Consider the following 25075-nt stretch of genomic DNA (forward strand, 5'->3'; position numbering starts at 1 on the left):
GCGGCAGGTTACTCACCAGTTGGCCTAACGGCGGTTGCGTTCAGATAACGCCACGCAGCGTGACCTCGCAAAACGGTCAGCAGCCCGTAGACCACTGCCTGACAACCGGGAAATCCGGACCTCGGTGTGAGCGCAAGCACACCGCCAAATGACGGAGCGCATACCGACGCAAAGGCGAAGCCGAGCACCCCTCATGCGATGGCACAGCCGAGCAGTCCTAGCGATGGCACAGCCGAGCAGTCCTCGCGAAGGCGCAGCCGAGCAGTCCTTCACACACAACGCGGGTGGGGTAGTCCCGTCACGAGTCGCAGGCGCGGCTGCCTCTGGTGCGACTCGTGACGGGACCACCCCACCCCAAACGCAACCCACCAACCCAACAGGCAGCCGCCCCAAGCAACAGGCGTGCCATCAACCCGCTGACGGCGCGGGACCCCCGATCAGATTGCCGGGGGTCTGGGGGCAGAGCCCCCAGGGAAAGCACGCAACCGCAACCCGCCAACGCAACACAACCACCTACGGCACAGGCGCGAACCCGCAAGAACCCAAAAACCGCACGCTAACGCAGGCGTCCCCCTGATCCGGGAACCCCTACATCTCAACCTACTCAGCACCCCCGACAAGATCAGAAACAACAAAAACGGGCGTGCACCCCCGTTGAAAGGTGCACGCCCGTCTCAGGCACTACAAGGCACAAACGCCAACCCCTCGCGGGGCAACCCCTCACGGGGCAACCCCCAAAGGGGCTCAGATCACTTGAGGGTGATCTTGGCGCCAGCGGCCTCGAGCTTCTCCTTGGCGGCGTCGGCAACGTCCTTCGCCACGTTCTCGAGGATGGCCTTCGGAGCGGACTCGACCAGCTCCTTGGCCTCCTTCAGGCCCAGGCCAGAGACGACCTCGCGGACGACCTTGATGACCTGGATCTTCTTGTCGCCGGCCGACTCGAGGATGACGTTGAAGTCCGTCTGCTCCTCGACCTCGGCAGCGCCGCCACCGGCGGGGCCGGCGACAGCGGCAACGGCGACGGGCGCCGCGGCGGTGACCTCGAAGGTCTCCTCGAACTGCTTCACGAACTCCGACAGCTCGAGGAGGGTCATCTCCTTGAACGCGTCGAGCAGCTCTTCGGTGCTGAGCTTCGCCATGATCGGCGGTCCTTTCTAATCTCCCGCGCGAAAGCGTCGGGTGTGTCTTCGGGTGATCAGCTTTCGGCGGGAGCGTCGGCCGCGGCAGCGGCCTTCTTCTCCTGCAGGGCAGCAGCCAGGCGAGCGACCTGGGAAGCCGGGGCGTTGAACAGACCCGCGGCCTTGGCCAGGTTGCCCTTCATCGCGCCCGCGAGCTTCGCGAGCAGCACCTCACGGCTCTCGAGGTCCGCGATAGCGGTGACCTCGTCGACCGAGAGCGGGCGGCCATCCATGTAGCCGCCCTTGATGACCAGGGCCTTGTTGTCCTTCGCGAAGTCGCGGATCGCCTTGGCGGCGTCGACGGGCTCGCCCTCGACGAACGCGATGGCGGTGGGGCCGGACAGGAGGGCCTCGAGGCCCTCGACGCCGGCGTCCGCAGCGGCCAACTTGACCAGCGTGTTCTTCGCGACGGTGTACTTGGTGCCCGCGCCGAGAGCGCGACGCAGCGTGGTGAGCTGCGCCATGGAGAGGCCACGGTACTCGGTGACAACCGCTGCCGAGCTGCTGCGGAACTGGTCCGCGAGCTCAGCGACCGCCGTAACCTTCGTGGGCTTCGCCATGATCGCCTCCTCTCTGGGCTGGGTTAGACCGCCGATGAGAAGGCTCCGAAACAACAAAAACGCCCTCGCGCAAAGCAGCACGGGGCGTCGCAAGACTGACCTCGTCCTCCCTGCGCGGGTCGCCCGTGTTGCAACGGGGCCTTCGTTCTCCTCGCGGAGAAAACCAGCGGTCTTCGGTAGAACCAGGCAAAACAGTACTCGACTGTGTACCGCCCGACCAAATCGGCATGATGTGACCTGTGACCGACGAGCCCGGCAAGGACCTCGCGCCCCGCCAGCCGCAGCCTCCTGTCCCTGAGGTGGACCCGGAGCAGCTTCGGCAGTTCCAGGAGTTCCAGCGCTTCCAGGAGTACCAGCGCTACCAGGAGGCCACGGGCCAGGCGCCTCAGCCTCCCAAGCAGCCTGGCGGCAAGCGCTGGTGGCTCGTCGTGCTCGGCAGCCGCATCTTCTGGCGGGCGCTCTTCTTCCTCGCCATCGTCATCGCCGGCCTCTGGGCCTACAACCACTACTTCGGCGGCGACGAGCCCGGCGACATCGCCCAGGACAGCGGTGGCGTGACCGGCCCTGCCCAGGGTCTCTCCGCGCCCGCCGGGCTCCAGGGCACCGTCGGCATGTTCTACAAGCACGTCTCGTTCGCCGACACGACCCGCGCCTGCACGCTCTTCCTCCGCGACGACACCCGCCAGCAGTTCGCCAACGCATACGGGGCAAGCGATTGCGCAGCCGCGGTCAAGACCCTGAAGACCCAGGTGACCAGCGTCGACAAGTACCAGCAGGTCATGTTCCCGCCGGAGATGCTCAAGACCCCGACCACCACGAAGGTCACCATCGACTCCTGCGCCCTGACCGTCGAAGGTGGCCCGCGCCTGGGCACGTTCGTGGTGGAGAAGGTCAACGCCGGCTGGGTCATCACCGACTGGTCCCCCAGCACCTGTGGTTGATTGGGGTGCATGGCGAACGCACTGGGGGTGCCCAGCCCCGACAAGGCCGCGTACATGGACAACGTGGCCTCTTCCGCGGCCGAGTACAAACAGCAACTGCTCGGCCTGCTTGAACTGAGGCCGGGCCTCACAGTTCTCGACCTGGGGTGCGGCCCCGGCGCCGACCTCGCGGCGATGGCCGACGCGGTGGCGCCGTCCGGTCGTGTGACCGGCGTCGACATCGACCCGCGGATGGTGGACACGGCGAACGAGCGGTTCCGCGACCACCCGCAGATCGAGATCCACCTCGCGGACGGCCACACGTTGCCGTTCGAGGACGCCACGTTCGACAGGGCGAGGATGGACCGCGCGCTGCAGCACGTCGCAGAGCCCGCCACCGTCCTGTCCGAACTCCTGCGCGTGCTCAAGCCGGGTGGCCTGCTGCGGATCGGCGAACCGGACTGGGACGCGCTGAGCGTCGACGGAGACCTGGAGATGAACAGGGCCTTCAACCGGTTCGTCTGCTCGACCATGGTCCGCAACGCCACGATCGGCCGTCAGCTTGCACGGCTGGCGCGCACCGCGGGCTTCGAGGTCGAGGGCGTCCGCACCGCCGCGCCGGTGTTCCGCGACTTCGCCGCAGCGGACGAGATCTTCGCCTTCACCCGCAACACGGAACGAGCGATCCGTGCGGGCGCCATCGACCGCGCGGACGGCGAACGGTGGCTGGCGGAACTGCGGACCGGCGATTTCCTGGCGGCACCGCTGATGTTCCTGCTGTCAGCCCGCAAACCGTTGTGAGGCAACGGCGCTGAACGACTCGACGGTACGGGCGAGGCTCTCCTCCCCGTGGCCCTGGTCAACCTGCAGGTCGACCATTGCCTTGAGCGAGTCGAGACCGGCGAAGGGCACACCCTGCACTTCAACGGCCCGCTGGAGCATGGCGAGCCCGGCCTGGTTCATGGCCAGGCTCGACTCACCGGCAGCGTAGCTTCCGCTGTCGATCTCCTCGGCGAACGTGGACAACGCCGGGTGCATGTCCGTCAGCCAGGACAACAACAACGGCGTGAGCTCGGTGGCGCTGATCCCGCCTGCCCTGGCAACTGCGGCGGCGTGCAGGAAGCCGCCGATCAGGCCGTACATGCCGGAGAGGATCGCCACGTCGAATCCGGAGGCACGACCGGCGTCCTCTCCCAGGAACGTGACCTTCCCGAGCAGTGCCAACTGCTTCTGCCACCGTTCGTGCACGGCGGAGGAACCGCTGTAGTTGATCGAGGATTCGGCGGTGCCGATCGTCTGCGGCACCGCGTACACGGCGCCGTGCAGGTACTCCGCCCCGTTGTCCTCCGCCCAGCGAGCCAGCTCCCGCGCCTCGTCGGGAGTGCCGGAGGTGAGGTTCACCAGCGCACGTCCGCGCACGTCCACACCGCTCAGAACCTGTTGTGCCGCTTGGTGGTCGAGCACGACGAGGATCACGAGCTCACTGGCCTCGACCGCCTCCGCCACGGTCGAGGCCGCTGTCGCTCCGCTCGTGGCGAGATCGAAAACCTTTGCCGCAGAACGGTTCCACACCGTCGTCGGGTGGCCGCCCCGCAAGAACGTCTCCGCCAGCGCGCGTCCGAGGTTGCCGAGGCCGAGAACGGTGATCGCTTCAGATGTCATGGGTCCAGCTTCGCCACCCGAGATCAACTCGACCAGTGACCGGAATGACCCCGTTCACCAAATTCCTGCCATAGGCTGATCGTCATGAGCACAGGCTCCGTCGCCCTGGTCGTGCCCGCCGACCTCGGTGTGATCGATCTGTACGAGCTGAGCATCCCCGCCGCCGTTTTCGGGACACCACAACCAGATCTGGCCGATCCCTGGTACGAGCTGCGACTGTGCAAGGTGGACACCCGCACCCGCGCCGCCCCCGGATTCACCCTGCACAGCGAGCACGGCCTCGACGACATCGTCACCGCCGGCACCGTCATCGTGCCCTGGGTTCCGGAAGAGGTGATCGAGGAGAACGCCCCCGTGCCGCCCGACCTGGTCTCCGCGCTTCGCCGCGCTCATGAAGCGGGCGCGCGCATCGTGTCGCTGTGCGGCGGAGCCTTCGCGCTGGCCGAGGCCGGTCTGCTGGACGGACGCAGGGTCATCACGCACTGGATGTGCACCGCGCTGCTCGCCGAGCGCTACCCGAAGGTGCAGGTGGACGACTCGGCGCTCTACGTGGACGACGGTGACGTGCTGACCAGTGCCGGCATGACCGCCAGCCTGGACCTCTGCCTGCACCTCGTGCGTCGCGACCTGGGTGCGCATGTCGCCAACCAGCTCGCCCGCCGGATGGTGGTGCCCGCGCACCGGCCCGGCAGCGGCAGCCAGTTCGTCGACCTCTCCGTCCCCGCGACCGACGAGCAGGGCCTGGTACCGGTGCTGGACTGGGTCCGCGCCAGGCTCGACGAGCCCCTGACGATCGAGGACATGGCCAGACGCGCCGCCATGAGCCCACGCACCTTCTACCGGCGGCTCCACGCGGCCACCGGCACGACACCGCTCCAGTGGCTGCTCAACGAACGCCTCGCCCGAGCGCAGACCTTGCTGGAGTCCACCGGTCTCTCGGTGGAGAAGATCGCGGCACTGAGCGGGATCGGCACGGCGAACAACCTCCGGCACCACTTCCTGAAGCAGGTCGGGATCTCGCCCAGCGACTACCGGCAGTCCTTCCCCCGCCACCAGCGCTGAGACAGCAGAAAGGCCCCCGGCGAACCGGAGGCCTTTCAGGAGCTAGCTAGAACCGGGAGGCTCAGGCCTCGTCCACCAGCAGGTTGCGGGTGCGGTTCGGGTCGACCGGGATGCCAGGGCCCATCGTCGTGGAGACGGTGACCTTCTTGACGTACCGGCCCTTGGCCGCGGACGGCTTGGCGCGGAGCACCTCGTCCAGCGCGGCGGCGTAGTTCTCGACCAGCTTCTCGGAGTCGAACGACACCTTGCCGATGACGAAGTGCAGGTTGGCCTGCTTGTCAACGCGGAAGTTGATCTTTCCGCCCTTGATGTCGTTCACGGCCTTGGCGACCTCGGGGGTCACGGTGCCGGTCTTGGGGTTCGGCATCAGGCCACGCGGGCCCAGGATGCGGGCGATGCGGCCGACCTTCGCCATCTGGTCGGGGGTCGCGATCGCGGCGTCGAAGTCGAGCCAGCCACCCTGGATGCGCTCGATCAGGTCCTCGGAGCCAACGGCGTCCGCACCGGCGGCCTCGGCCTCAGCGGCCTTGTCACCGGTTGCGAAGACGATCACGCGGGCGGTCTTGCCCGTACCGTGCGGCAGGTTCACGGTGCCGCGGACCATCTGGTCGGCCTTGCGAGGGTCGACGCCGAGGCGGATAGCGACCTCGACGGTGGCGTCCAGCTTCACCTTGGACGTTTCCTTGGCGAGCTTGGCGGCCTCCAGCGGCGAGTACAGCCGCTCCCGGTCCACCAGCTCGGCGGCGGCCTTGTAGGCCTTGCTGCGCTTCATAACTCTGTTCCTTACCGTGGATCAGTTCGTGGTGAATGAGCCGCGCTCGGCTCTCCCACGCTTGCTAAAGGGTGTGATCAGCCTTCGACCGTGATGCCCATGGAACGGGCGGTGCCGGCGATGATCTTCGCGGCCTGGTCGACGTCGTTCGCGTTCAGGTCGACCATCTTGACCGTGGCGATCTGGCGCACCTGCTCCATGGTCACCTTGGCGACCTTGACGCGGTGCGGCTCGCCCGAGCCCTTGTCGACACCAGCGGCGGCGAGCAGAAGGCGCGCGGCCGGCGGGGTCTTGAGCTTGAAGTCGAACGAACGGTCCTCGTACACGGAGATCTCAACCGGCACGACCTGACCGCGCTGCGACTCGGTCGCGGCGTTGTAGGCCTTGCAGAACTCCATGATGTTGACGCCGTGCTGACCAAGCGCGGGACCAACGGGCGGCGCCGGGTTGGCGGCACCAGCCTTGATCTGCAGCTTGATGATCGCTGACAGCTTCTTCTTCTTGGGTGGCATTGTCCGTACTTCCTGTTATTGCGGTGTCCGCGCGCGGCCCTGCCAGCCGCAGCGTGGCCGATCGACCTCCCGAGGGGAGATCGTCAGATCTTGGAGACCTGGCTGAACGACAGCTCGACCGGCGTCTCCCGGCCGAAGATCGACACCAGGACCTTCAGCTTCTGGCCGTCCGCGTTGACCTCGCTGATCGTGGCGGGCAGCGTGGCGAACGGTCCGTCCATGACGGTGACCGACTCGCCGACCTCGAAGTCGACCTCGATGGTCGGCTTCGGTGCACTGGAGGAGGCGGTCTTCTTGCCCTCGGCGGGCTTCTGCTCCTGCTGCGGGAGCAGGAACTTCAGCACCTCGTCGATGGTGAGCGGCGAGGGCTTCGAGGTGGCTCCGACGAACCCGGTCACGCCCGGCGTGTTGCGGACGGCGCTCCAGGACGCGTCGGTGAGCTCCATGCGGACCAGGATGTAGCCGGGCAGCACCTTGCGCTGCACCAGCTTGCGCTGGCCGTTCTTGATCTCGGTGACCTCTTCGGTCGGCACCTCGACCTGGAAGATGTAGTCCTCCATGTCGAGCGTGTGGATACGAGTCTCGAGGTTTGCCTTGACCTTGTTCTCGTAACCGGCGTACGAGTGCACGACGTACCAGTCGCCGGGCGCGTGGCGCAGGGCCTGACGCAGCTCTTCGGCGGGGTCCGCGATCTCTTCGTCGATCGGCGTCTCGTCGATCGCGAGAACGTCGACGTCCTCGGCCGCGACGGTCTCGTCCGCGGCGGCGGTGTCCAGCTCCTCCGACTCCACAGCATCCGACTCGACCGTCTCGTCGACCGCGGTGTCCTCGGACACCTCGTCGTTGGTGAGGTCGGTCAGCTCCTGGGCGTCGACGCCGTTATCGGAGGTCACTGTGGATCTCGCTTCCTGATTGCAGCGGCAGCTGTCCGGCTCAGCCGAACAGCTCGAAAACAGCCGCGCCGAAGCCGAGGTCGAGAGCCCACACCAGCGCAACCATGAAGACCACGAACACCAGTACGACGCCGGTGTAGGTGACGAGCTGCTTGCGCGTCGGCCAGATCACCTTGCGGAGTTCGCCGATGACCTCGCGGATGTAGCGGAAGAACCGCCCGATCAGCGAGGGACGCTTCTCCTGTCCGTCACGGGCCTTAGTCGGGCGACCCTTCTTCGCGTCCTCGTCCGACTCGTCGGACTTGACGACGCTCTTCTTCGACTCAGCGCTGCTGCCGTCCTTGCGGGCGGCCGGGCGGGTGGAGGCACGACGTTCACGTCGCGCCGCAGCAGTGGACGGCCGGACAGCGCCTTCGCGCTCCTCCGGCTGGTCCTGCTCGCGGCCCTCGCTCATGCCGTCCTCCACTCCACCCATGACGCTTCGAAAAGCAGGGGCGACAGGACTTGAACCTGCAACCTGCGGTTTTGGAGACCGCTGCTCTGCCAGTTGAGCTACACCCCTTTGGGACCCACGAGAGACCCCCTGGCTACAAAGTCGGAAGTGTACGTCAGCCTCGCCCGTCCACTCCAACCAGACCGCTCATGCATTCACCGAGCGGCCTGTCGCACAGCCTACCCACACGGGAGCCGAGAACACGAATCAGGGTCGGGCAACCGCACCCCGACCCGGCCGCAAATCTCCCGTGAGCACTGCAAACACCACCGGGCACAGTTGCCCGGCGGTGTGCTTAATCACATGATCACCCGACGCGCACGCGGGCGAACGCGCCCGTCAACACCGACTTGCCGTCAAAAGCCGCGTTGATGTTGACCTTCACAGTTCCGTCTTCGAAGTCCTTGGTGACCTTCGCGGTCACCTCGACCAGCGCGCCCTCGTCGTCGTTGGGCACCACGACCGGCCGGCCGAACCGGCAGCCGTACTCGACGATCGCGCCGGGGTCGCCGATCCACTCCGCGACGATCCGCGAGGCCACGGCCATGGTCAGCATGCCGTGCGCGATCACGTCCGGGAGGCCGACGTCCTTCGCGGTCTTCTCGTTCCAGTGGATGGGGTTGAAGTCCAGCGAGGCGCCCGCGTAGCGCACCAGGTCGTCGCGCTTGAGGCGCACCGACAACGCCGGCAGCTCCGTGCCGATTTCCACGCTCACGCGTCCTCTCCCCTCACGACCAGCATCGACTTGGCGGTGGTGACGGGCTCGCCGTCCACCGTGCTGATCTCGGTCCGCACGGTCACCATGTCGTTGCCCATGCGGGACGTGATGGCGTCGATGTGCGCCACACACACGAGCTGGTCGCCCGCGGTGATGGGCCGGTGGTGCGTGAAGTTCTGGTCGCCGTGCACAACGCGGCTGTAGTCGAGCTCCAGCTCCGGGTCGAACATGACCGTCTCGTTCGTCTTCATCGACACCACGATCGCGAACGTCGGCGGTGCGATGACGTCCCTGTGCCCCAGCGCCTTCGCGGCTTCGGTGTCGCGGTAGGCCGGGCTGGTCGCGCCAATGGCGTCGGCGAACTCGCGGATCTTCTCGCGGCTCACGTCGTACGGCTGCGACGGCGGATAACTACGTCCGGTGAAGGCGGGGTCGAGAGGCACCTGAGCAGCCTATACGCCCTCACATGCGACGAGGCCCGCCCCTTATCCGGGACGGGCCTCGTCGAAGATTCGCTACGCGCTCAGCGGGTTTCCTTGTGCGCGCGGTGCGTCTTGCAGTTCGGGCAGAACTTCTTGATCTCCAGGCGGTCCGGGTCGTTGCGCCGGTTCTTCCTGGTGATGTAGTTCCGGTGCTTGCACTCCTCGCACGCGAGGGTGATCTTCGGGCGTACGTCGGTTGCAGCCACGGTCCTTGCCTTCCTGAGAGCACACTTGCCCCGGCCTCGAAAGAGGCGGCCCGGTGCGGGCTTACCGCCCGGCGGGGATCTTGCTGAGTAGCGGTGGCCGGACTTGAACCGGCGACACAGCGATTATGAGCCGCTTGCTCTACCAACTGAGCTACACCGCTTTACACAACTACAGCCGCAGCGCTCAGCACTGCGGCCAGTAGTGGAGCCCCTTTACGGAATCGAACCGTAGACCTTCTCCTTACCATGGAGACGCTCTGCCGACTGAGCTAAAGGGGCTTGCTCTTCGTTCTTGCCGAGCGAGGAGAACTCTACAACACCGCGCTACCAAGAACGAAATCCGGGGGTGCCTCTAGTGCACCAGCGTGAGCACCGTCTCATCGCGAGCACCCCTGACCTGCACAGTTCGCGCCCGCAACCACGCCTCGAAGCGATCTTCGGAGAGCGGCCGCGAGATCAGGTAGCCCTGCGCCACATCGCATCCCATCCCGACCAACTGGTCGCGCGCGGCGTCGTCCTCGACGCCCTCCGCGACGACCACGAGGCCGAGCGAGTGCCCGAGCTCCACGATCGACCGGACCACGGCCATGTCACCGAGATCCGTGCCCATCCCGAGCACGAACGACTTGTCGATCTTCACCTCGTCCACCGGCAGCTGCCGCAGGTACGCCAGTGACGAGTAGCCGGTGCCGAAGTCGTCGACCGCCAGCACGACGCCGATCGCGTGCAGGCGCCGCAGCACCGGCAGGGCGCGCTCAGGATCGGCCATGACGCCGGACTCGGTGAGCTCGAAGGTCAGCAGCCCCGACGGCACGTCGTGGCGCTCCAAGGCCGCCGACACGCGGTTGGGGAAGTCCTCGTCGCCCAGCGTCCGCACGGACAGGTTCACCGCGATGGACATCCGCAGCCCGCGGTCGAGCCAGCGGCGCACGCGTTCCAAGGCCCTGTCCATCACGAAGTCCGTCAGCACGTCCACGAGACCGGTGGCCTCGACGGCGGGCACGAACTCGTCGGGGTCGACGCGGCCGAACTCCGGATGTGTCCAGCGCACCAACGCTTCCGCGCCCACGACCTGACGTGACGGCAGCGCCACCTTCGGCTGGTAGTGCACGGAGATCTGGCCGGTCTCGACGGCCTGACGGAACTGCGTCACGAGCTGGAAGCGGCGCAGGAAGAGATGGCCCATGCTCGGCGCGTAGGCCTTCACGGGCGTGCCTTCCGACGTCGCGCGAACGGCGACGTCTGCCCGCTGCAGCAACGCGTCGGGGTCCGGGTCCTCGGTCTCGGAGTCCGCCTTGGACGCGTAACCCACGACCGCGGAAGCCTCGACGGTGAGCCGGTCGACGGGATACGGCACGGAAAGGCCGGTGCGCAGCCGTTCCGCTGTCTCGTGCGCCGTGGCAGCGCGCGAGTCGTCGAGGTACGCGGCGAACGCGCCACCCTCCAACCGCGCCAGTGGCACGTCGGCACCGAGAGCGTCACGCAGCCGGCGACCGGCCGCGACGACCATCCGATTTCCCCAGGCCTGGCCCAGCGCATCGGAGACCGTCGACAGGATGTCGAGGTCGATTCGCAGCACCACTCCCTTCTGGGAGTCGCGCAACGGCTCAGCGCACGCCTCGCGGAAGCCGGGCCGGTTCAGCAGTCCGGTCAGCGGGTCGTGATAGGCGTCGTGACGCAGACGAGCCAGCAGGCGGCGGTTGTCCACGGCCGTCGCGAGGTGCGAGGCCAGGGTGCGCAGCAGCTGGATGTCAGCCTTGCCGAAACCGCGCCAGCGGGACAACCGGTCGTGCGCCTCGACGGCGCCGAGCAGCTGGGTCGCGCCGCGCAACGGGACGACCAGCGCCTCCTGCGCGTCGCGGCGCAACAGGGCCTCGGTGACGTCCTCGGTCGCGTCGGCCACGCGGTAGTAACGGACGTGCGTGCCGGGCAGCTGCAGAACCGGGTCCTCGCGCACGGCCCGCGGGTCGGTCGCGGTCATCTCGTCGGGCAGCGGTTCGCCGGCGACGAGGGTGATCATGGCTTCCTGCGGGTCGGTGCGCAGGCGCAGCACGACCCGGTTGGCGTTGAGCTGCTCGCGGATGCGTTCCGCGATGAGCTGCCACTCGTCCTCTTCGACGCCCGTCGTGAGGTCGTCGTCGGGCTGGCGCGGACCGGTGCCGTGCTGTCCCGACCTCGCGACACGGAGGCTGACCTCGCTCAACGCCTCCAGGTCGCGCTGTTCGCGCAGCAGCCCGGAGTAGGCGAGGTAGGTGGCCACGATGCCCGCGAGCACCAGGATGATCAGGACGCCGCCCCACTCGGTGGTGGCGACGATCTGGTAGCCGACGAGACCGGCGGACGTGTTCAGCAACGCGACCACGAGCGTCTGCAGCACAAGACGGACGCTGTTGCCGACGCGCATCGACTTGCCCATGAGCCGCAACGCGCAAAGGCCCAGCACGCTCGCGAGCAGCGGCACGGTGATCGTGCCGATGAACGCTCCCGCCCAGAACGGCCCGCCCGCACCGATCATCCTGTTCACGGCCTCGGCGGCCGCGAACGCCACGGAGATCTCCATGAACATGAGGCCCGCGTTGTACACGGCGCGGTCCAGGATCCGCCTGCCGAGCAACGTGCCCACGCCGGCGACCACGTGCGCGGCGAGCACGATCTCGAACGGGGCCACCAAGAGCCCCAGCACCAGCGGGATCTCGGTGAAGGAGATCGTCCACGCGACGCCGCTGCGGACGTCGACGTTGATCGCGAGCTGCTCCGCCAGCAAGAAGCCGACGACGAGCAGTGGGCCGATCCAGAAGAGGGAGGTGTTCTCCTTCTCCGGTAGCCAGGCCGCGACCATGCCCGCGCAGACGACGCCGGCCACCAGGAGAGTGATGGCGAACGCGCTGAACGCGCGGTTGGTCGACTTGGCCGACCAGGCGGCCGAGTCCGACACGGGGGCCGACGCTCGGTCGGACATCCAGCCTCCTCGTCGGCCTGGGGTGAGGGGGACCTCTAGGCGTGACTGAGGGGTCCCGCACTTGGCGATCAGGACCCCTCCAGGGGCACCAATGTACCCCGCTCGGGGGACGAAATGGCAGGTCGAGCACCCCTAGTGACGTCGATTCACCCAGACGTGGTTACACGCTCAGGTGCCCTCGGAGCACTGTCACGGCCTGCCCCGAGAGCAGTACGCGATCTTGAGCGAGGGTCGCCCGCACGAACCCTCCGCGCGGCGACGCCTGCTCCGCCAGCAGGTCAGCGCGCTGGAGCCGAGGCACCCAATAGGACGCGAGCGTGCAGTGGGCCGAACCGGTGACGGGATCCTCCGGGATGCCGACAGCCGGGTAGAAACATCGACTCACGACGTCCGCCTCGCCATCTCCGGCCGCCGTCACGATCACTCCGCGTGACGAGATCTGTGCCAGTCCTTGGACATCAGGTCGCAAGGAACGGACTTCCGCCGCGCTTTCCAACTCGATCAGGTAGTCGAAGCGCCCGCGCGAGACGGACTTGATCGTCGCATGTGGCAGCGCTTCCGCTAGTCCGATTGGCGGGTCAATCAACTCTGACGGGTCCGCCGGGAAGTCCATGCGGATCCACCCATCGTCGTTCACGCATGTGAGGACGCCACTACGCGTGGTGAACTTCTGCTCTCCGCCCAGCACGTGCGCCGTGGCGAGCGTGGCGTGCCCGCAGAGGTCGACCTCGACCTCCGGCGTGAACCAGCGGAGGTGGTTGTCCGGGGTGACGAAGGCCGTTTCGGCGTGCTTCATCTCAGCGGCGACGTTCTGCATCCAGGCGTCGTCGCGCGGTTCGGTCAGCAGCACGACGCCGGCCGGGTTGCCCGCGAAGGGCCGGCCGGTGAACGAATCCACGACGTAGATCTCCACCTGACCGACATTGCCATGCTCTGATGGAGCGTGGCTGAGATTTTCTCGTACCGCGAGAGCGATCCGGATTCATTCCTGCCGACCTGGGGCGCACTGCGCACGCACGGCCTGAGCTGGCAGCCCGGCTGGGACCTGCCCGCGCTGCTCGCCGAGTGGGAACCCCGGCTCACCGGCCTGGACGACCCGGACACCGCGGCGATCGTGACGCTGCCGAGCCACCAGACGTCGGACACGCTGACGCTGATCCACCACGGCTTCGCGCCGCTGACGGTCATCGCCGAACGAACCGCGGGCCGCGACACCCCACGCCGGCCGTCCGATGTGCGCGTCCGGCCCGCAACGCACGCGGATCTGGACGTGGCGGTCGAACTGGACATGCACACCGTCAAGTACGACGAGGCGTTCGGCATGGTCACCGAACGCGCGAACAGCGCCGCGCACATGCGCGCCGCGCTGTCAGGGGTGCTCGATCGCGACCACGAGGCGATGTGGCTCGCCGTCCGCGGCGACACGCCCGTCGGGATGGTTTACGTCGACATGCCGGCCGATGCGGGGTGGATGGAGAAGTACGCCGAGGCCCGGCCGTTCGCATACCTCGGGCACCTCGGCGTGCGGCCTGACGCACGCGGCAGTGGCGCGGGCAGCGCGCTCGTGGCCCACGTTCATGACGTGCTGGACCGTGCGGGCGTGGCATCGACGCTGCTCCACCACGCTCTGCCGAACCCGCGCTCGACGCCGTTCTGGTACTCGCACGGCTACCGGCCGCGGTGGACGTTGTGGGTGCGCCGGCCCGCTTTGAGGTCTTCTCCCGGCGTGTCTTCGTGACCCGAACGGCCTAGTGAGACATGATCTACCCGTTCACACAAGCGAAGAAGCCAAACGAACCCGTACTTGTGGAACGAATCCGGCCTCTATTTCGACAAAGGGGTTAGCGGATTCGGACACCACTCCTGGGGGGTCGAGATGGAACTCAGCGGAAGAGCGAGGGCGATGCTGCGGGCTGTCGCCGCAGGACGTGCCGAGGTGACAGGCGGCGTGGAGCCCGAGCTGTACGTCGACGGACTGCCCTGCTGCGACCAGATGGCGACGCACGATCTCGTGCACGCGGGCCTGCTGCGCCCCACGCAGCCAACGAGATTCGGCCTTCGCGTCTGCGCGGAACTGACCGACGACGGGCGGGCGGCACTCGCCGCGTGTTGATCGGCGTGTCGACCGGCCAATGATCGAACATCTGTTCGACATGGGGTATGCTCCGCGCTGAGGCCGGCACGCAAGAGAGAGGAAGCTCTTGCGCGCCGGCTTCAACCTTGTTCAGGCTCGGTCAGGCGACCTTCTGCTGCGTGGCCACGTTCATCCGGTTCCACAGGTTGATCGCTCCGATGGCGATGACGAGCCCCGCGAGCTCCTCCTCGCTGTAGTGCTTCGCGGCCTCGTCCCACACGGCGTCACTGACGTGCACGCGCGTGATCTCCTCGGCGAGCGCGAATCCCGCCTTCTCGGCCTCCGTGTAGTACGGGACGTCCCTCCAGCCCGCGACGGCGTAGATCTTCTCGTCCGCCACGTTCGCCTTGCGCAGCAACTTGGTGTGGTAGTCGATGCACGTGCCGCAGCCGTTCATGATGCTGACCCGCAGGCAGATCAACTCGACGTAGTCCCCGTCCAGCCCTGTCTTGCCTGCGGCCTCGGACAGGTCCAGCAGCGCCTTCATCGCGCCGGGCACGGACATGATCGGGTTGGCGATCCTCATCTTCGTTCTCCCTGTCTTCATCGTCTTCTGACCGGTTGACCCGGCGGGCGACGGATGTGTGACAGGTTCTTCGAAGATTTTTCTCAGGCGGTGAGTCCCTGGCCGAGGCCGCCGTCGACGGCCAGCTCGGCGCCCGTTGTGAAGGTGGCGTCGAACGCCAGGAAGAGCACCGCGGTCGCCACCTCGTGCATCGAGCCGTGGCGCTTGAGCGGCGTGATCCGGTCGCCCTCCTCCTTGAACTCGTCGAGCACCTCCTGCGGCACACCGGTGACACCCATCGACGGCGTGTCGATGAAGCCCGGGCTGACCACGTTGACCCGGATGTTGCGCGGCGCCAGTTCGGCGGCGAGCCCTCGCGAGAACGCCCGCACCGCCGCCTTCGCGCCCGCGTAGACGCTCAGGCCTGGCGAACCCAGGTTCACGGCGACGCTCGTGGTGAAGACGATCGAGCCGCCTTCCTTGATCAGCGGCGCCAGGTGCTGGGCGGTGAAGAACGCGCCCTTGGTGTTCACGTCGAACGTGCGGTCGTAGTCGGCCTCGGAGGCCTCGTCGAACGGCGTGAGCGTGGAGAAACCAACGTTGATGAACAGCAGGTCGATGTCTTGGAGTCGTTGCGCGACCTCGGCTTTGAGCTTGACGATGTCGTTGAGGTCGGCCGCGTTCGAGGCGATGGCGTGCGCCTTGATCCCCTCGGCCTTCTCCGTCGTGCGGCCGGTCAGCACGACCTCGACTCCGTTCTCGATCAGCATCTCCACCGTCGCACGACCCATGCCGTGCGTGCCGCCGATGACGACGGCCTTCTTTCCCAGGTGCTTCACTTCCGGATCTCCTCGATGACGCTCGCGATGCTGTGCGCGCCGTGACCGCTGCGCTGGGCTCGTTCGAACAGGTCGTGCAGGGCCTGCGGGATCGTGGTGTCGAGGCCTTGTTCCCGGTTGGCATCGGTGAGCATGCGCAGTCCCGACACGTTGATGTCCAACGCGGACACGTCGGTCTCGTAGCTCTTGCTCCGGGTTTCCGCACCCATCTCGGGCAGCATGGCGCCGAGTTCGTTCAGCCAGTCCGCGGCCATGGGCGTGAACTGCTCCGGCGCGATGCCTTCGGTGCCCATCAACGCGACCGCCTGCAGGTAGCCGCCGAAGGTCGCCCACATGATGCCGAGCAGGGCCAGGTCGTAGAGCGCGGCGAGCCCCGCGTCCTCGCCGACGTGGAACGGCTCGCCGAACGCGTCGAGGACGTGGTGGTTCTCGTTGCCGCTGAACAGGATCCGCGCCTGCGGGGTGCCGATCTGCTGCGGCACGGCCATGATCACGCCGTCGACGTACTCGACACCGTTGTCCTTCGCCCACCGTGCGGTGGCACGTGCCTGTTCCGGCGTGCCGGACGTCAGGTTGACGAGAGTCTTGATCTCATTGGTGAGCAACGGCTGTTGCGCGTCGTATGTGGACAGACAGGTGACGACGACGTCGCTCTTGAACGCTTCTTCCGGCGTTTTTACCCGCGTGGTGTTTGCCGGCGTCGGCTTGTCCTCAGACCTGTTCCACACGGTCACTTCGTAGCCCTCGCCGACGAGGGCGGTGGCGAGCGCGCTGCCCATCCGGCCAAGGCCGAGCACGCTCACGGTTTTCTTGATCCCCATGCGGCCAATGCTCGTTCGGCCACTGCATGGGCGACAAGTACCTACTATTTTGTCAGGTACCCACCTTTCGGTAAGGATCCTGGATGAAGCCACGACAGTACTCGTGCGGCCTCGACGCGGCGATCGACGTGATCGGCGGACGCTGGAAGGCGCTGATCCTGTGGGCGCTGCACCACGGCCCGATGCGCACGGGCGAACTACGCCGGTCCGTGTCCGGCATCAGCGAGAAGATGCTCATCCAGGTGCTACGCGAGATGGAAGCGGACGAGATCGTGCACCGCGAGGTGTTCCACGAGGTGCCACCGCGCGTCGAGTACTCGCTGACCCCGCTCGGAATGCGGCTGAACGAGGCGCTGCTGCCGTTGGGCGACTGGGGCGAGAACAACATGCGGGCGATCGCGCGCCGTCGTGGCGTGGAACCCGCGCCTAGGCACTGAGGAAGCGTTCAGCGGTCACCGGTCGAGATACACGACAGTCGCGTCGTCGGAAATCTTCTTGCGCGGCCAATCGATGGCCTTGGCGTCTTCTTTTTCGACCTGACGCATTTTGCGGATGAGGTCGTCCGGCCCGTTCGCCGCCATCAGTTCGAGCGCCTTGGGCCAATCGAAGAGATTGAACAGGTCGACCGCACGCGCGGCACCGTCGGACAGGATCGCAACGCGCCGCACGTCCTGGAGCGGGACCTCACCCATGAGCGCGTGCTCGACGTCGGCGGGGTTCGCGCCGACCGTGCGGTTGGTCTGCGTGTCGCTCACGACGAGCAGCTCGCGCTTGGTGTCGACCACCACGGTGGCGTCACCCAGCACCAGGTAACGCAGCACGTCGTCCTTGATCTGCACCAGCCCGACCGCGGCGCTGGGCGTGTCGGGATGGTCGAGGTCGCAGGTGCCGGAGTGCAGCTCAGCGGCCTGCGCGATGGCTTCCTTCAACGCCGCGGCCGGCCAGAGGTGCGCGAACCGCAGGATCTCCGCGGAGAGCTGATCGGCGAACCAGCCGACGCCGTGCTCGCAACCGGTCTCCGGTTTCGCCGTCACGCCGTCGAGCACGGCGAGCAGGTTCGGCCCGACCAGCGCGCGATCCTCGCTGGGCGCCGTCGTTCTGCCGGCCTCTGTTGCCATCTGCGTGCGCACTGAGATCCCCCTCGGCTGCGTACGACGATGGGCCTCCGACCAGTCAGGTCGGAGGCCCATCGATCTTGCTGTTGTGGCGGGTAGAGGATTCGAACCTCTGTAGCTTTCGCGACGGATTTACAGTCCGCTCCCATTGGCCGCTCGGGCAACCCGCCCCACACCGCCGTAACGGTGCGGGCAGAACAATACATAACCCCTTCGGGAGGCCCCAAATCGGGGTACCCCAGTAGCATCGACGCTGGCTGTGACCCCGAGATCGTTGAGGAGTGAAGTCGTGGCGGACCCGTCGTTCGACGTGGTGAGCAAGGTGGACCGGCAGGAGGTCGACAACGCGCTCAACCAGGCGGCCAAGGAGCTGAGCACGCGATTCGACTTCCGCGGGACCAACACCACCGTGGCCTGGGCCGGCGAGGAGGCGATCACCTTCACCTCCGAGACCGAGGAGCGCTGCAAGGCGGCGATCGACGTCTTCCAGGAGAAACTGGTCAAGCGCAACATCTCGATGAAGGCGTTCGAGGTGGGCGAGCCCGCGGTGTCCGGGAAGGTGTTCAAGGTCACGGGGAATCTCGTGCAGGGCATCACGTCCGAGAAGGCCAAGGAGATCGCCAAGAAGATCCGCGACGAGGCGCCCAAGGGCGTTCAGGCGCAGATCCAGGGCGACCAGCTGCGGGTGTCCGGCAAGAAGAAGGACCACCTGCAGGAGGTCATCGCCCTGCTGAAGGGTTCCGACTTCGGCATCGCCCTCCAGTTCACCAACTACCGGTGAAGGGCATCGTCCTCGCCGGTGGCAGCGGGACGCGCCTGCACCCGATCACGCAGGCCGTCTCCAAGCAGCTGCTGCCGGTCTACGACAAGCCGATGATCTACTACCCGCTGTCGGTGCTCATGCTGGCAGGCATCCGGGAAGTGCTGATCATCTCCACGCCGACGGACCTACCGCTGTTCCGGCGTCTGCTGGGCGACGGTTCCCAGTGGGGCATGAGCTTCTCCTACGCCGAGCAGGCCGCGCCGAACGGGCTCGCGGAGGCGTTCATCATCGGCGCGGACTTCGTCGGTGGCGACGACGTGGCGCTGGTGCTGGGCGACAACATCTTCTACGGCCAGGGTTTCTCCACGACGCTGCAGCATCACGCGTCCTCTTTGGACGGTTGTGTGCTGTTCGGGTACCAGGTCAAGGACCCCGAGCGGTACGGCGTGGGCGAGGTCGACGCGACCGGCAAGCTCCTGTCCATCGAGGAGAAGCCGCAGCAGCCGAAGTCGAACCGGGCGATCACCGGGCTCTACTTCTACGACAACGGCGTGGTCGACATCTCCAGGAACCTCAAGCCGTCGCCGCGCGGCGAGCTGGAGATCACCGACGTCAACCTCGCGTACCTGCGGGAGGGTCGCGCACAGCTGGTGGACCTGAGCCGCGGGTTCGCGTGGCTCGACACCGGCACGCACGACTCGCTGCTCGAGGCCGGGCAGTTCGTGCAGGTGCTGGAGCACCGGACCGGCGTGCGCATCGCGTGTCCTGAGGAGATCGCGCTGCGCATGGGCTTCATCTCCGCCGAGGAGTGCTACGCGCTCGGCGAGAAGCTCGGCAAGTCCGGGTACGGCGAGTACCTCATGGCCGTGGCGAAGGTCGGCCGCTAACTAGCGGCGCGCCATCTCCTCGAGCCTGCGGATGCGGTCGGCGATCGGCGGGTGGGTGGAGAACCACTTCGCGAACTGTTCCCCCTGGCGGAACGGGTTCGCGATCATCAGGTGGCTCTGCGACACCACCTCCGGCTCCGGTGCGAGCGGCGCCGCCCGCGTCCCCAGCTCGATCTTGCGCAACGCCGAGGCCAGCGCCAGCGGGTCGCCGGTGAGCTCGGCGCCGGACTGGTCGGCCTGGAACTCGCGCGAACGGCTCACGGCCAGGCGCACGACGGTGGCCGCGATCGGGCCGAGCAGTGCGATGAGCAGCAGGCCGAGCGGGCCGGGGCCGTCGTCATCGTCACCGAAGATGCCGGCGAACAGGGCCAGGTTCGCGAGCATCGTGATCACGCCGGCCAGCGCACCGGCCACGCAGCTGATCAGGATGTCGCGGTTGTAGACGTGCGAAAGCTCGTGGCCGAGCACGGCGCGCAGCTCGCGTTCGTCGAGCAGGTCCAAGATGCCCGTGGTGCAGCACACGGCCGCGTTGCGCGGGTTGCGGCCCGTCGCGAACGCGTTCGGTGCGATCGTCGGGCTCAGGTACAGCCTCGGCATGGGCTGGCGCGCTTTCTGCGACAGCTCCCGCACGATCGCGTAGAGCACGGGCTGTTCGACCTGCGACACGGGTACCGCCCGCATCGCACGTAGTGCGAGCTTGTCCGAGTTGAAGTACGCGTAGGCGTTCACGCCCAAGGCCAACACCAGGCCGATGACCAGTGCAGTCCGGCCGAACAGCCCGCTGATCACCACGATCAGCGCGCTCATCCCGCCGAGCAGCACGGCCGTCTTCAACCCGTTGAAGTGCTTGTGCACGGTTCCGCCTCCGGGTTTTACGTCCGACCTCTCAACGAACCAGGCCGCCTGCCGGTTCCGGTCGCCGTTTCCGGGGCGGCCTCGGCGGCCGGGTCGAGCGCCGGCGGAGGCGGCACCTTCTCCACCCACGTGGCCAGGACGTCCCGTTCGTGAACCAGCTCCGCGACGGCGCCTTCGCCCTCGATCGAGCCCGTTCCCGGATAGCCGAACTCCGGCGCCCAGTGCAGGGCGTCGAACGGGCAGACCTCGACGCAGATGCCGCAGTACAGACATTGGCCGTAGTCGATCGCGAACCGGTCGAGCACGTTGCGGCTGCGCGGGCGGGCCGAGCCGGGCTGTTGCTCGACCTCGGTGTGCGAGGTGATGTGAATGCACCAGTCAGGACACTCGCGCGCGCAGATCATGCAGACCGTGCAGTTGGCCTCCAACAGCGCGATGACGCCCCTCGTGCGCGGCGGAAGATTCGTCATGACTGCTGCTCCTCTTCACGGCGCGGGCCCCAGGACGGGTCGGGCACGCCAGGTGGTGCGGTGCGGCGGCGGCTCGGGGCGCTCGTGTTGTCCTCGCCCGGTTCCAACCGGCCCGGCCACGGACGCACGACGCGTGAGGCCAGCACGAAGTCCTTGCGCAGCGGGTGGCCCTGGAAGCTGTCCGGCAGCAGCAGGTGCTCGGGCTCGCTGCCGACGGTGACGCCGAACATTTCAGCGGCCTCACGCTCGTGCCACCGCGCGCCCTTCCAGAGGTGGGCGACGCTCGGCAGTGAGTCGGTCTCGGCGATCTCGGTCCGCAGCATCACGCCTTCGCGCGTCTGCGGGTTGATGACGTGCAGGAACACCGCGTGACGAAGGCCGGCGGCACCTGGCCTGCCCGCGTCCTCGACGCCGAGCCAGTCGAACATGACGTAGCCGTCGTCGTGGTGGTTCGTGGCTGTGGTGAGCCAGTCGGCGAGCTCCACGTGGTGGACGGTCTGACCGAAGGCGGTCTTCGCGGTCATGCGTTCACCAGCCGGTGCAGAGCCTTGAGGCCTTCGAGCAGCGCTTCCGGCCGCGGCGGGCAGCCGGGAACGGCGACGTGGACCGGCAGCGCCTGGTCGATGCCCTTGGTGACGCTGTAGGAGTCCCAGTAGGGGCCGCCGGTGTTGCTGCAGGCGCCCACGGAGATCACGTAGCGGGGTTCGGGCATGGCCTCGTAACTGCGAAGCACAGCGGGCAACATGACGTCCGTGACGGTGCCGGAGACAACGAGAACGTGCGCCTCGCCCGCGCCGTCGACGGGCGTGACACCGAGGTCGGGAAGGCGGTCGAGAGCTGCCATCACTTCGACTCCGCAGCAGGCGAGTCCGAGTTCGAGCACGGTGACCTGGTAGGTGGTGCCCCATTCCAGGCGAGCGGAAGCCGTCACAACCATCGAGGGTAATACTTGGGGGCCCGCCGGCTTGCGCCCGGCGGACCCCCACCCCCCAATGATTCCCCCCGGAATCGGCTCCCACGCGTGGTCGCCGCGGATAGCTTTGTACACCGCCCGATAAGTGTCCAGAGATTAACCGACAGAATCTGCAGATAATTTCCCTGCGAAATGCGGTCAAGTTCAGTTCAACTGATCGGTAGAACACCAGAGAGGGTCTCGATGTCCGGCTCGTCCCAGTTGGTGCTTCCCAGCAGCACCTCGTTGCATCGTCTGCTGAACATGCCAGGCGCTCTCCTGGATACCACAATGGACCAGCTCAGGACCCTGTTGACCGTTCACGAGACCCGATCGGCGCTACGGGCGGCACGGGCGTTGGGGCGCGAGCAGTCGAGCGTGCAGAAGCAGCTGGACACGTTGAACAGGAACTTCCAGCAACTGTGCGGCGAACCGCTCGTGGTGAAGCAGGGACGCGGAAAAGACGTGCTGTTCACGCCGACTGGTGAGTCACTCGTCGAATTGGCGCGGGACACCCTCGCGGAGTGGCTCGACGGAATTCACGAGTGCCGCCGCAAGCTCGGCACGACGGTCACCGTCGGCACCACGCGATACATGCTCGACACGCTCGCGAAGGCCTGGCACCACGTCGCCGACGAGTTCCGCGAGCGCGACGTGGACCTCAAGGTCGTGCACATCCGCACCAAGGACATCTGGGCGAAGCTCGAGACGCAGGAGGTCGACCTCGTGTGCGGCAGCGTCGTGACGAGGTCCGGCGCCGGCTGGGACCGCCCCGAGTTCGAGGTGATCGAGTGGCGGCGCGGCGGGCTCGCGTTGCTGACGAACCTGCCGGAGACGGTCGTGGGCGAGCGCGTGCGCGTGCCGGCGTTGCGGTCGGTGCCGTTGGTGGTGCCGGGGGCCGGGTTGATCGCGGAGTTCCTGCGCGGCTGGTTCGGGCCCGACTACCGGCAGGGGCTCGACATCGCGGCCGAGATCGACGAGATCCAGTACGGCATCTCGCTGCTGCGCTCGAACCTCGTCCAGGGAGCCATGATCGTGACGTCTGGATTGGGCGTGGTGGCGTCGAACAACGAGCTCCGTGAAGGCGGAGGGCTTCGGGTCGTCGAGCTCTCAGATGACTCGCTGGAGCGGCTTGTGGGCGTCTTCGCCCGAACGGACGAGCTGGCGAAGCATCCGGCGGATCACCCGTTGAACCTGCTGTGGTCGGCCTTCAAAGCAGAAGCGCCCCGGCCGTAACCGGGGCGCTTCCGCTGTTCCTTGCTGCTACTTCTTCGCGGGTGTCATGGCGTCGTGCTCAGGCCTCCGCTGTTCGACTTTGGGACGATGCTGGGCTTTGGCCATCTTGGCCAGCCAGCTCGTCGCCTCCGAGCGGATCTTCGCCAGCTCGTCGTCGCGTGCCTGTTGCTCGTTCATCGGCCACTCCCTGCGTTCGGGGATCGCTTCGATGGGAGCACTACCGGGCGTGTGCCCGCTAGGGCCGCCATGCTTGTGGGTGAACCTGTTTGACAGCATCGCTCGCCGATACGTTTTACGCACCCCGACACGGCGGAATTGGCGCCTTTAGTACCCCCGGTACCCGCCACCCAGGTTCATGCTGACCAACCCTGGGTGGTTCTGGAAGCCGCCGTAGCGCGCGTACGTGTAGCGAACGCCCGCGATGATGTTGTCGACCGGCGCGAGGATGTTGTCGTAGCCGGGCAGCTTGTACGCACGGAACGTCGGGTCGATGCACTGCATCAGGCCCTTCGACGGCGTGCCGCGCAGCGCGTTGGAGTCCCAGTTGTTGACGGCGTTGGGGTTGCCGTTCGACTCCTTGATGATGATCGTGTAGATCTCATCGATGCTGTTGTTGTCGATGTTCGTGCCGTTGGCCTGCAGGACCTTGATGGCTTCCTTGATCCAGCCCTCGATCTCGCGCTGCTTGGCCGGCTTGCGCATCTCGATCTGACGCTCGGCCTCCGCCTTGGCAGCGGCCTCACGCTGGGCGTGAGTGTCCGCCGCGAGCTTGGTGGCCTGCTCGAACGTCTGCATCGCGTACATCTGCTGGAACTGCAGGAGCCGACCGACCTCGCCACCGGGGTTGACGTCGTGGACGGTCTGGATCGTCTTCGCCTGCTGGTCGGGAAGAGCGCCCAGCTCGGCCGCGCCCGCGGCGAGTTCCGTCGAGGAACCGCTGGTCGCGGCGTTGGCGATGGCGGCGGTGCCGGCCGCGACACCCGCTGCGACGACGATGGCGCTCACGCGGTGAGCGAGCGGGACCTTGTCGTCCTCGACTCGATGCGCGCCGGGTTTCACTTCTTGTCTGGGCACGACCGTGTACACGGTTCGGCCATCGGCCTTGCTGTGCCGGGCCAAGGGGGAGCCTCCTGCGTCGGGGAGCTTGGCCTCCGGCAAACCCAGGCGGGGGACTCTGGGCGGACATTGGACCCTAGGTGCTGTGGCTCCTGTGTCCTGCCGGTGACCAAACCGTTATCGGCGGGCGAGAACGTAACCTCGCGTCACGAGCGCAGGCAAGCTTGAGCGCTCGTTGGGTGACTCTCGTCACGTTTCCGATGAGTTGGGCTATCCGTTGCTGACAGACAGTCAACGAGCCGATTGCTCCATGCATAAGTTCATCGTTGCCTCCTGACGAACTGGCGAAGCTGTCTGTTAGTTCGGTGTGAGCTCAGCTCTCGTTATGGGTTACGTCAACGACCACGCGATCGAGTGATGCTGTCACGCTTCGTAGTTGCGGGTGGGTGTATGAGGCTGACCTGCGCGGACTTGATCGCTGGACAGCGTTTTCTGTACTTCGAAGAGGGGTACGGAAGGCAGCCGTCAGCGGTTCACCCGTTGTTGTGGGTGATCGTGGAGCGCTGCTTCAGCGCCGTTGTGGAGGCCGTCCGTTCCAGCGGTCCTAGCGGTTGCGCCGCTGCTCCAGCGCCTTGAGCACCCAGTCGGGGCTGTCGGACGGGCTTTCGTTGAACGCGATCGCGGCGTCCGGCTGGTGCCAGTGCACCAGGTTGACCACGGTTTGGAAGAGCTCCAGCAGAGCAGGCGGCTTGCGGACACCTCCACCGATCAGGACGCAGTCGTACTGCCTCTGCTGAAGCCGTTCGACGATCTTGGCCTGCGCACGGCCGTCCAGCTCGGCGAAGTCGATCAGCAAGAGATCCTCTGCGAGGCCAAGCTCGGCGAACGCCTTGCTGCCTTGCTCGATGCCGGCTGCCACGGGGGCGGGATCGAAGTCGGGAATGGTGTGCGGATCGAAGCCGATCGCGAGAACGTTGGTCACTCTCTCGAAGCTACTGCGGAGATCCGCCGCTGAGCCACGTTCC

The 25075-nt window shown here is 66.9% G+C and carries 31 protein-coding genes, 4 tRNA genes and 1 pseudogene; 9 read left to right on the forward strand and 27 right to left on the reverse strand.

Annotated features, from left to right (window positions below; translation table 11 throughout):
* Positions 1–749: 749 nt before the first annotated feature.
* Together rplL and rplJ are read right to left on the reverse strand one after the other, a co-directional pair.
* A complete protein-coding gene (rplL, locus tag FXN61_RS05400) occupies positions 750–1139 on the reverse strand; it encodes a 50S ribosomal protein L7/L12 (protein WP_167970821.1) in 390 nt (129 codons plus the stop codon).
* Positions 1140–1195: 56 nt separating this feature from the next.
* A complete protein-coding gene (gene rplJ / locus FXN61_RS05405) occupies positions 1196–1738 on the reverse strand; it encodes a 50S ribosomal protein L10 (RefSeq protein WP_167970823.1) in 543 nt (180 codons plus the stop codon).
* 239 nt (positions 1739–1977) lie between these two features.
* On the opposite strand from rplJ, the gene FXN61_RS05410 reads away from it, so the two are divergent.
* Together FXN61_RS05410 and FXN61_RS05415 are read left to right on the forward strand one after the other, a co-directional pair.
* Complete coding sequence (locus FXN61_RS05410; protein WP_167970825.1) at positions 1978–2679, forward strand: hypothetical protein; 702 nt, start codon at positions 1978–1980, stop codon at positions 2677–2679.
* A 9-nt stretch (positions 2680–2688) separates the two neighbouring features.
* Positions 2689–3459 (forward strand): methyltransferase domain-containing protein, encoded by a 771-nt coding sequence (locus FXN61_RS05415; RefSeq protein WP_167970827.1) that lies wholly within the window; start codon positions 2689–2691, stop codon positions 3457–3459.
* Here FXN61_RS05415 and FXN61_RS05420 read toward each other — a convergent pair.
* Positions 3439–4320, reverse strand: a complete 882-nt coding sequence (locus tag FXN61_RS05420; RefSeq protein ID WP_167970829.1) for an NAD(P)-dependent oxidoreductase — start codon at positions 4318–4320, stop codon at positions 3439–3441. The two genes, FXN61_RS05415 and FXN61_RS05420, sit on opposite strands and share 21 nt — an antisense overlap.
* 84 nt (positions 4321–4404) lie before the next feature.
* Between FXN61_RS05420 and FXN61_RS05425 the strand changes: the two genes are divergently transcribed.
* Entirely contained in the window at positions 4405–5382 is a 978-nt protein-coding gene (locus tag FXN61_RS05425; RefSeq protein WP_167970831.1) for a helix-turn-helix domain-containing protein, read from the forward strand.
* A gap of 61 nt (positions 5383–5443) precedes the next feature.
* Here FXN61_RS05425 and rplA read toward each other — a convergent pair whose 3' ends face one another.
* The 12 genes from rplA to FXN61_RS05485 form a co-directional block, all read right to left on the reverse strand.
* Positions 5444–6154, reverse strand: coding sequence for a 50S ribosomal protein L1 (gene rplA / locus FXN61_RS05430; RefSeq protein WP_167970833.1), 711 nt, complete (start codon positions 6152–6154; stop codon positions 5444–5446).
* 77 nt (positions 6155–6231) lie between these two features.
* Positions 6232–6666, reverse strand: coding sequence for a 50S ribosomal protein L11 (gene rplK / locus FXN61_RS05435; RefSeq protein ID WP_167970835.1), 435 nt, complete (start codon positions 6664–6666; stop codon positions 6232–6234).
* Positions 6667–6749: 83 nt separating this feature from the next.
* Entirely contained in the window at positions 6750–7559 is an 810-nt protein-coding gene (gene nusG, locus FXN61_RS05440) for a transcription termination/antitermination protein NusG (RefSeq protein WP_167970837.1), read from the reverse strand.
* A gap of 40 nt (positions 7560–7599) precedes the next feature.
* A complete protein-coding gene (gene secE, locus FXN61_RS05445) occupies positions 7600–8013 on the reverse strand; it encodes a preprotein translocase subunit SecE (protein WP_167970839.1) in 414 nt (137 codons plus the stop codon).
* 35 nt (positions 8014–8048) lie between these two features.
* Positions 8049–8121: transfer RNA gene (locus FXN61_RS05450), tRNA-Trp, on the reverse strand.
* A gap of 238 nt (positions 8122–8359) precedes the next feature.
* A complete protein-coding gene (locus FXN61_RS05455) occupies positions 8360–8767 on the reverse strand; it encodes a MaoC/PaaZ C-terminal domain-containing protein (RefSeq protein ID WP_167970841.1) in 408 nt (135 codons plus the stop codon).
* On the reverse strand, positions 8764–9213 hold the full coding sequence (locus FXN61_RS05460; RefSeq protein ID WP_167970843.1) for a MaoC family dehydratase N-terminal domain-containing protein: 450 nt from the start codon (positions 9211–9213) through the stop codon (positions 8764–8766). Before FXN61_RS05460 ends, FXN61_RS05455 begins: the two co-directional genes overlap by 4 nt.
* Before the next feature lie 80 nt (positions 9214–9293).
* Positions 9294–9458, reverse strand: coding sequence for a 50S ribosomal protein L33 (gene rpmG, locus FXN61_RS05465; protein WP_015105301.1), 165 nt, complete (start codon positions 9456–9458; stop codon positions 9294–9296).
* Between the two features lie 88 nt (positions 9459–9546).
* Positions 9547–9619 (reverse strand) — tRNA-Met (locus FXN61_RS05470).
* Between the two features lie 42 nt (positions 9620–9661).
* Positions 9662–9737: transfer RNA gene (locus FXN61_RS05475), tRNA-Thr, on the reverse strand.
* A gap of 73 nt (positions 9738–9810) precedes the next feature.
* Positions 9811–12417, reverse strand: coding sequence for a putative bifunctional diguanylate cyclase/phosphodiesterase (locus FXN61_RS05480; protein ID WP_167970845.1), 2607 nt, complete (start codon positions 12415–12417; stop codon positions 9811–9813).
* Positions 12418–12577: 160 nt separating this feature from the next.
* Positions 12578–13330, reverse strand: coding sequence for a PhzF family protein (locus FXN61_RS05485; protein ID WP_167970846.1), 753 nt, complete (start codon positions 13328–13330; stop codon positions 12578–12580).
* A gap of 30 nt (positions 13331–13360) precedes the next feature.
* Here FXN61_RS05485 and FXN61_RS55095 point away from each other — a divergent pair, with 30 nt between their 5' ends.
* Together FXN61_RS55095 and FXN61_RS05495 are read left to right on the forward strand one after the other, a co-directional pair.
* The gene (locus FXN61_RS55095) at positions 13361–14155 is read left to right on the forward strand and encodes a GNAT family N-acetyltransferase (RefSeq protein ID WP_167970848.1); all 795 of its coding nucleotides are present in this window, start codon (positions 13361–13363) and stop codon (positions 14153–14155) included.
* 165 nt (positions 14156–14320) lie between these two features.
* Positions 14321–14530 (forward strand): hypothetical protein, encoded by a 210-nt coding sequence (locus FXN61_RS05495; protein WP_246290764.1) that lies wholly within the window; start codon positions 14321–14323, stop codon positions 14528–14530.
* Positions 14531–14651: 121 nt separating this feature from the next.
* On the opposite strand, the gene FXN61_RS05500 is transcribed toward FXN61_RS05495, so the two are convergent.
* The 3 genes from FXN61_RS05500 to FXN61_RS05510 form a co-directional block, all read right to left on the reverse strand.
* Positions 14652–15077, reverse strand: coding sequence for a carboxymuconolactone decarboxylase family protein (locus FXN61_RS05500; RefSeq protein WP_246290766.1), 426 nt, complete (start codon positions 15075–15077; stop codon positions 14652–14654).
* Positions 15078–15160: 83 nt separating this feature from the next.
* Positions 15161–15895, reverse strand: a complete 735-nt coding sequence (locus FXN61_RS05505; RefSeq protein WP_167970854.1) for an SDR family NAD(P)-dependent oxidoreductase — start codon at positions 15893–15895, stop codon at positions 15161–15163.
* Positions 15892–16716 carry an NAD(P)-dependent oxidoreductase gene (locus FXN61_RS05510; RefSeq protein ID WP_188134709.1) on the reverse strand — a complete coding sequence of 275 codons (825 nt, stop codon included), beginning with the start codon at positions 16714–16716 and terminating at the stop codon, positions 15892–15894. Before FXN61_RS05510 ends, FXN61_RS05505 begins: the two co-directional genes overlap by 4 nt.
* A gap of 83 nt (positions 16717–16799) precedes the next feature.
* Between FXN61_RS05510 and FXN61_RS05515 the strand changes: the two genes are divergently transcribed.
* The gene (locus tag FXN61_RS05515; RefSeq protein WP_167970856.1) at positions 16800–17153 is read left to right on the forward strand and encodes a winged helix-turn-helix transcriptional regulator; all 354 of its coding nucleotides are present in this window, start codon (positions 16800–16802) and stop codon (positions 17151–17153) included.
* A gap of 15 nt (positions 17154–17168) precedes the next feature.
* On the opposite strand, the gene FXN61_RS05520 is transcribed toward FXN61_RS05515, so the two are convergent.
* Together FXN61_RS05520 and FXN61_RS05525 are read right to left on the reverse strand one after the other, a co-directional pair.
* Positions 17169–17846 (reverse strand): protein phosphatase 2C domain-containing protein, encoded by a 678-nt coding sequence (locus tag FXN61_RS05520; RefSeq protein WP_167970858.1) that lies wholly within the window; start codon positions 17844–17846, stop codon positions 17169–17171.
* A 74-nt stretch (positions 17847–17920) separates the two neighbouring features.
* Positions 17921–18001 (reverse strand) — tRNA-Tyr (locus FXN61_RS05525).
* A 119-nt stretch (positions 18002–18120) separates the two neighbouring features.
* Here FXN61_RS05525 and FXN61_RS05530 point away from each other — a divergent pair.
* Together FXN61_RS05530 and rfbA are read left to right on the forward strand one after the other, a co-directional pair.
* Positions 18121–18612, forward strand: a complete 492-nt coding sequence (locus FXN61_RS05530; protein ID WP_053733193.1) for a YajQ family cyclic di-GMP-binding protein — start codon at positions 18121–18123, stop codon at positions 18610–18612.
* Positions 18609–19481 (forward strand): glucose-1-phosphate thymidylyltransferase RfbA, encoded by an 873-nt coding sequence (rfbA, locus tag FXN61_RS05535; protein WP_167970860.1) that lies wholly within the window; start codon positions 18609–18611, stop codon positions 19479–19481. The genes FXN61_RS05530 and rfbA overlap by 4 nt, the downstream gene beginning before the upstream one ends.
* Here the strand turns inward: rfbA and htpX are convergent, their stop codons facing one another.
* From htpX to FXN61_RS05555, 4 genes are read right to left on the reverse strand one after another with little or no spacing between them, the layout of a single operon-like run.
* The gene (gene htpX / locus FXN61_RS05540; RefSeq protein WP_167970862.1) at positions 19482–20336 is read right to left on the reverse strand and encodes a zinc metalloprotease HtpX; all 855 of its coding nucleotides are present in this window, start codon (positions 20334–20336) and stop codon (positions 19482–19484) included.
* Between the two features lie 17 nt (positions 20337–20353).
* On the reverse strand, positions 20354–20806 hold the full coding sequence (locus FXN61_RS05545; RefSeq protein ID WP_167970864.1) for a 4Fe-4S binding protein: 453 nt from the start codon (positions 20804–20806) through the stop codon (positions 20354–20356).
* A complete protein-coding gene (locus FXN61_RS05550) occupies positions 20803–21330 on the reverse strand; it encodes an NADH-quinone oxidoreductase subunit C (RefSeq protein WP_167970866.1) in 528 nt (175 codons plus the stop codon). The genes FXN61_RS05545 and FXN61_RS05550 overlap by 4 nt, the downstream gene beginning before the upstream one ends.
* The gene (locus FXN61_RS05555; RefSeq protein ID WP_036015288.1) at positions 21327–21737 is read right to left on the reverse strand and encodes an NADH-quinone oxidoreductase subunit B; all 411 of its coding nucleotides are present in this window, start codon (positions 21735–21737) and stop codon (positions 21327–21329) included. The genes FXN61_RS05550 and FXN61_RS05555 overlap by 4 nt, the downstream gene beginning before the upstream one ends.
* Before the next feature lie 312 nt (positions 21738–22049).
* Here FXN61_RS05555 and FXN61_RS05560 point away from each other — a divergent pair, with 312 nt between their 5' ends.
* Positions 22050–22994 carry a LysR family transcriptional regulator gene (locus tag FXN61_RS05560; protein WP_312877558.1) on the forward strand — a complete coding sequence of 315 codons (945 nt, stop codon included), beginning with the start codon at positions 22050–22052 and terminating at the stop codon, positions 22992–22994.
* A 27-nt stretch (positions 22995–23021) separates the two neighbouring features.
* Here the strand turns inward: FXN61_RS05560 and FXN61_RS05565 are convergent, their stop codons facing one another.
* From FXN61_RS05565 to FXN61_RS05575, 3 genes and pseudogenes are all read right to left on the reverse strand, one after another.
* Positions 23022–23171 (reverse strand): hypothetical protein, encoded by a 150-nt coding sequence (locus tag FXN61_RS05565; RefSeq protein ID WP_167970872.1) that lies wholly within the window; start codon positions 23169–23171, stop codon positions 23022–23024.
* Positions 23172–23318: 147 nt separating this feature from the next.
* Positions 23319–23669: pseudogene (locus FXN61_RS56180) on the reverse strand (transglycosylase SLT domain-containing protein); the annotation flags it as partial.
* A 985-nt stretch (positions 23670–24654) separates the two neighbouring features.
* Positions 24655–25032: a hypothetical protein gene (locus FXN61_RS05575; protein ID WP_167970874.1), complete on the reverse strand. Its 378-nt coding sequence runs from the start codon at positions 25030–25032 to the stop codon at positions 24655–24657.
* Positions 25033–25075 lie beyond the last annotated feature (43 nt).

Origin of the sequence: Lentzea indica, assembly GCF_012184385.1 — a bacterium.
Taxonomy (GTDB): domain Bacteria; phylum Actinomycetota; class Actinomycetes; order Mycobacteriales; family Pseudonocardiaceae; genus Lentzea; species Lentzea indica.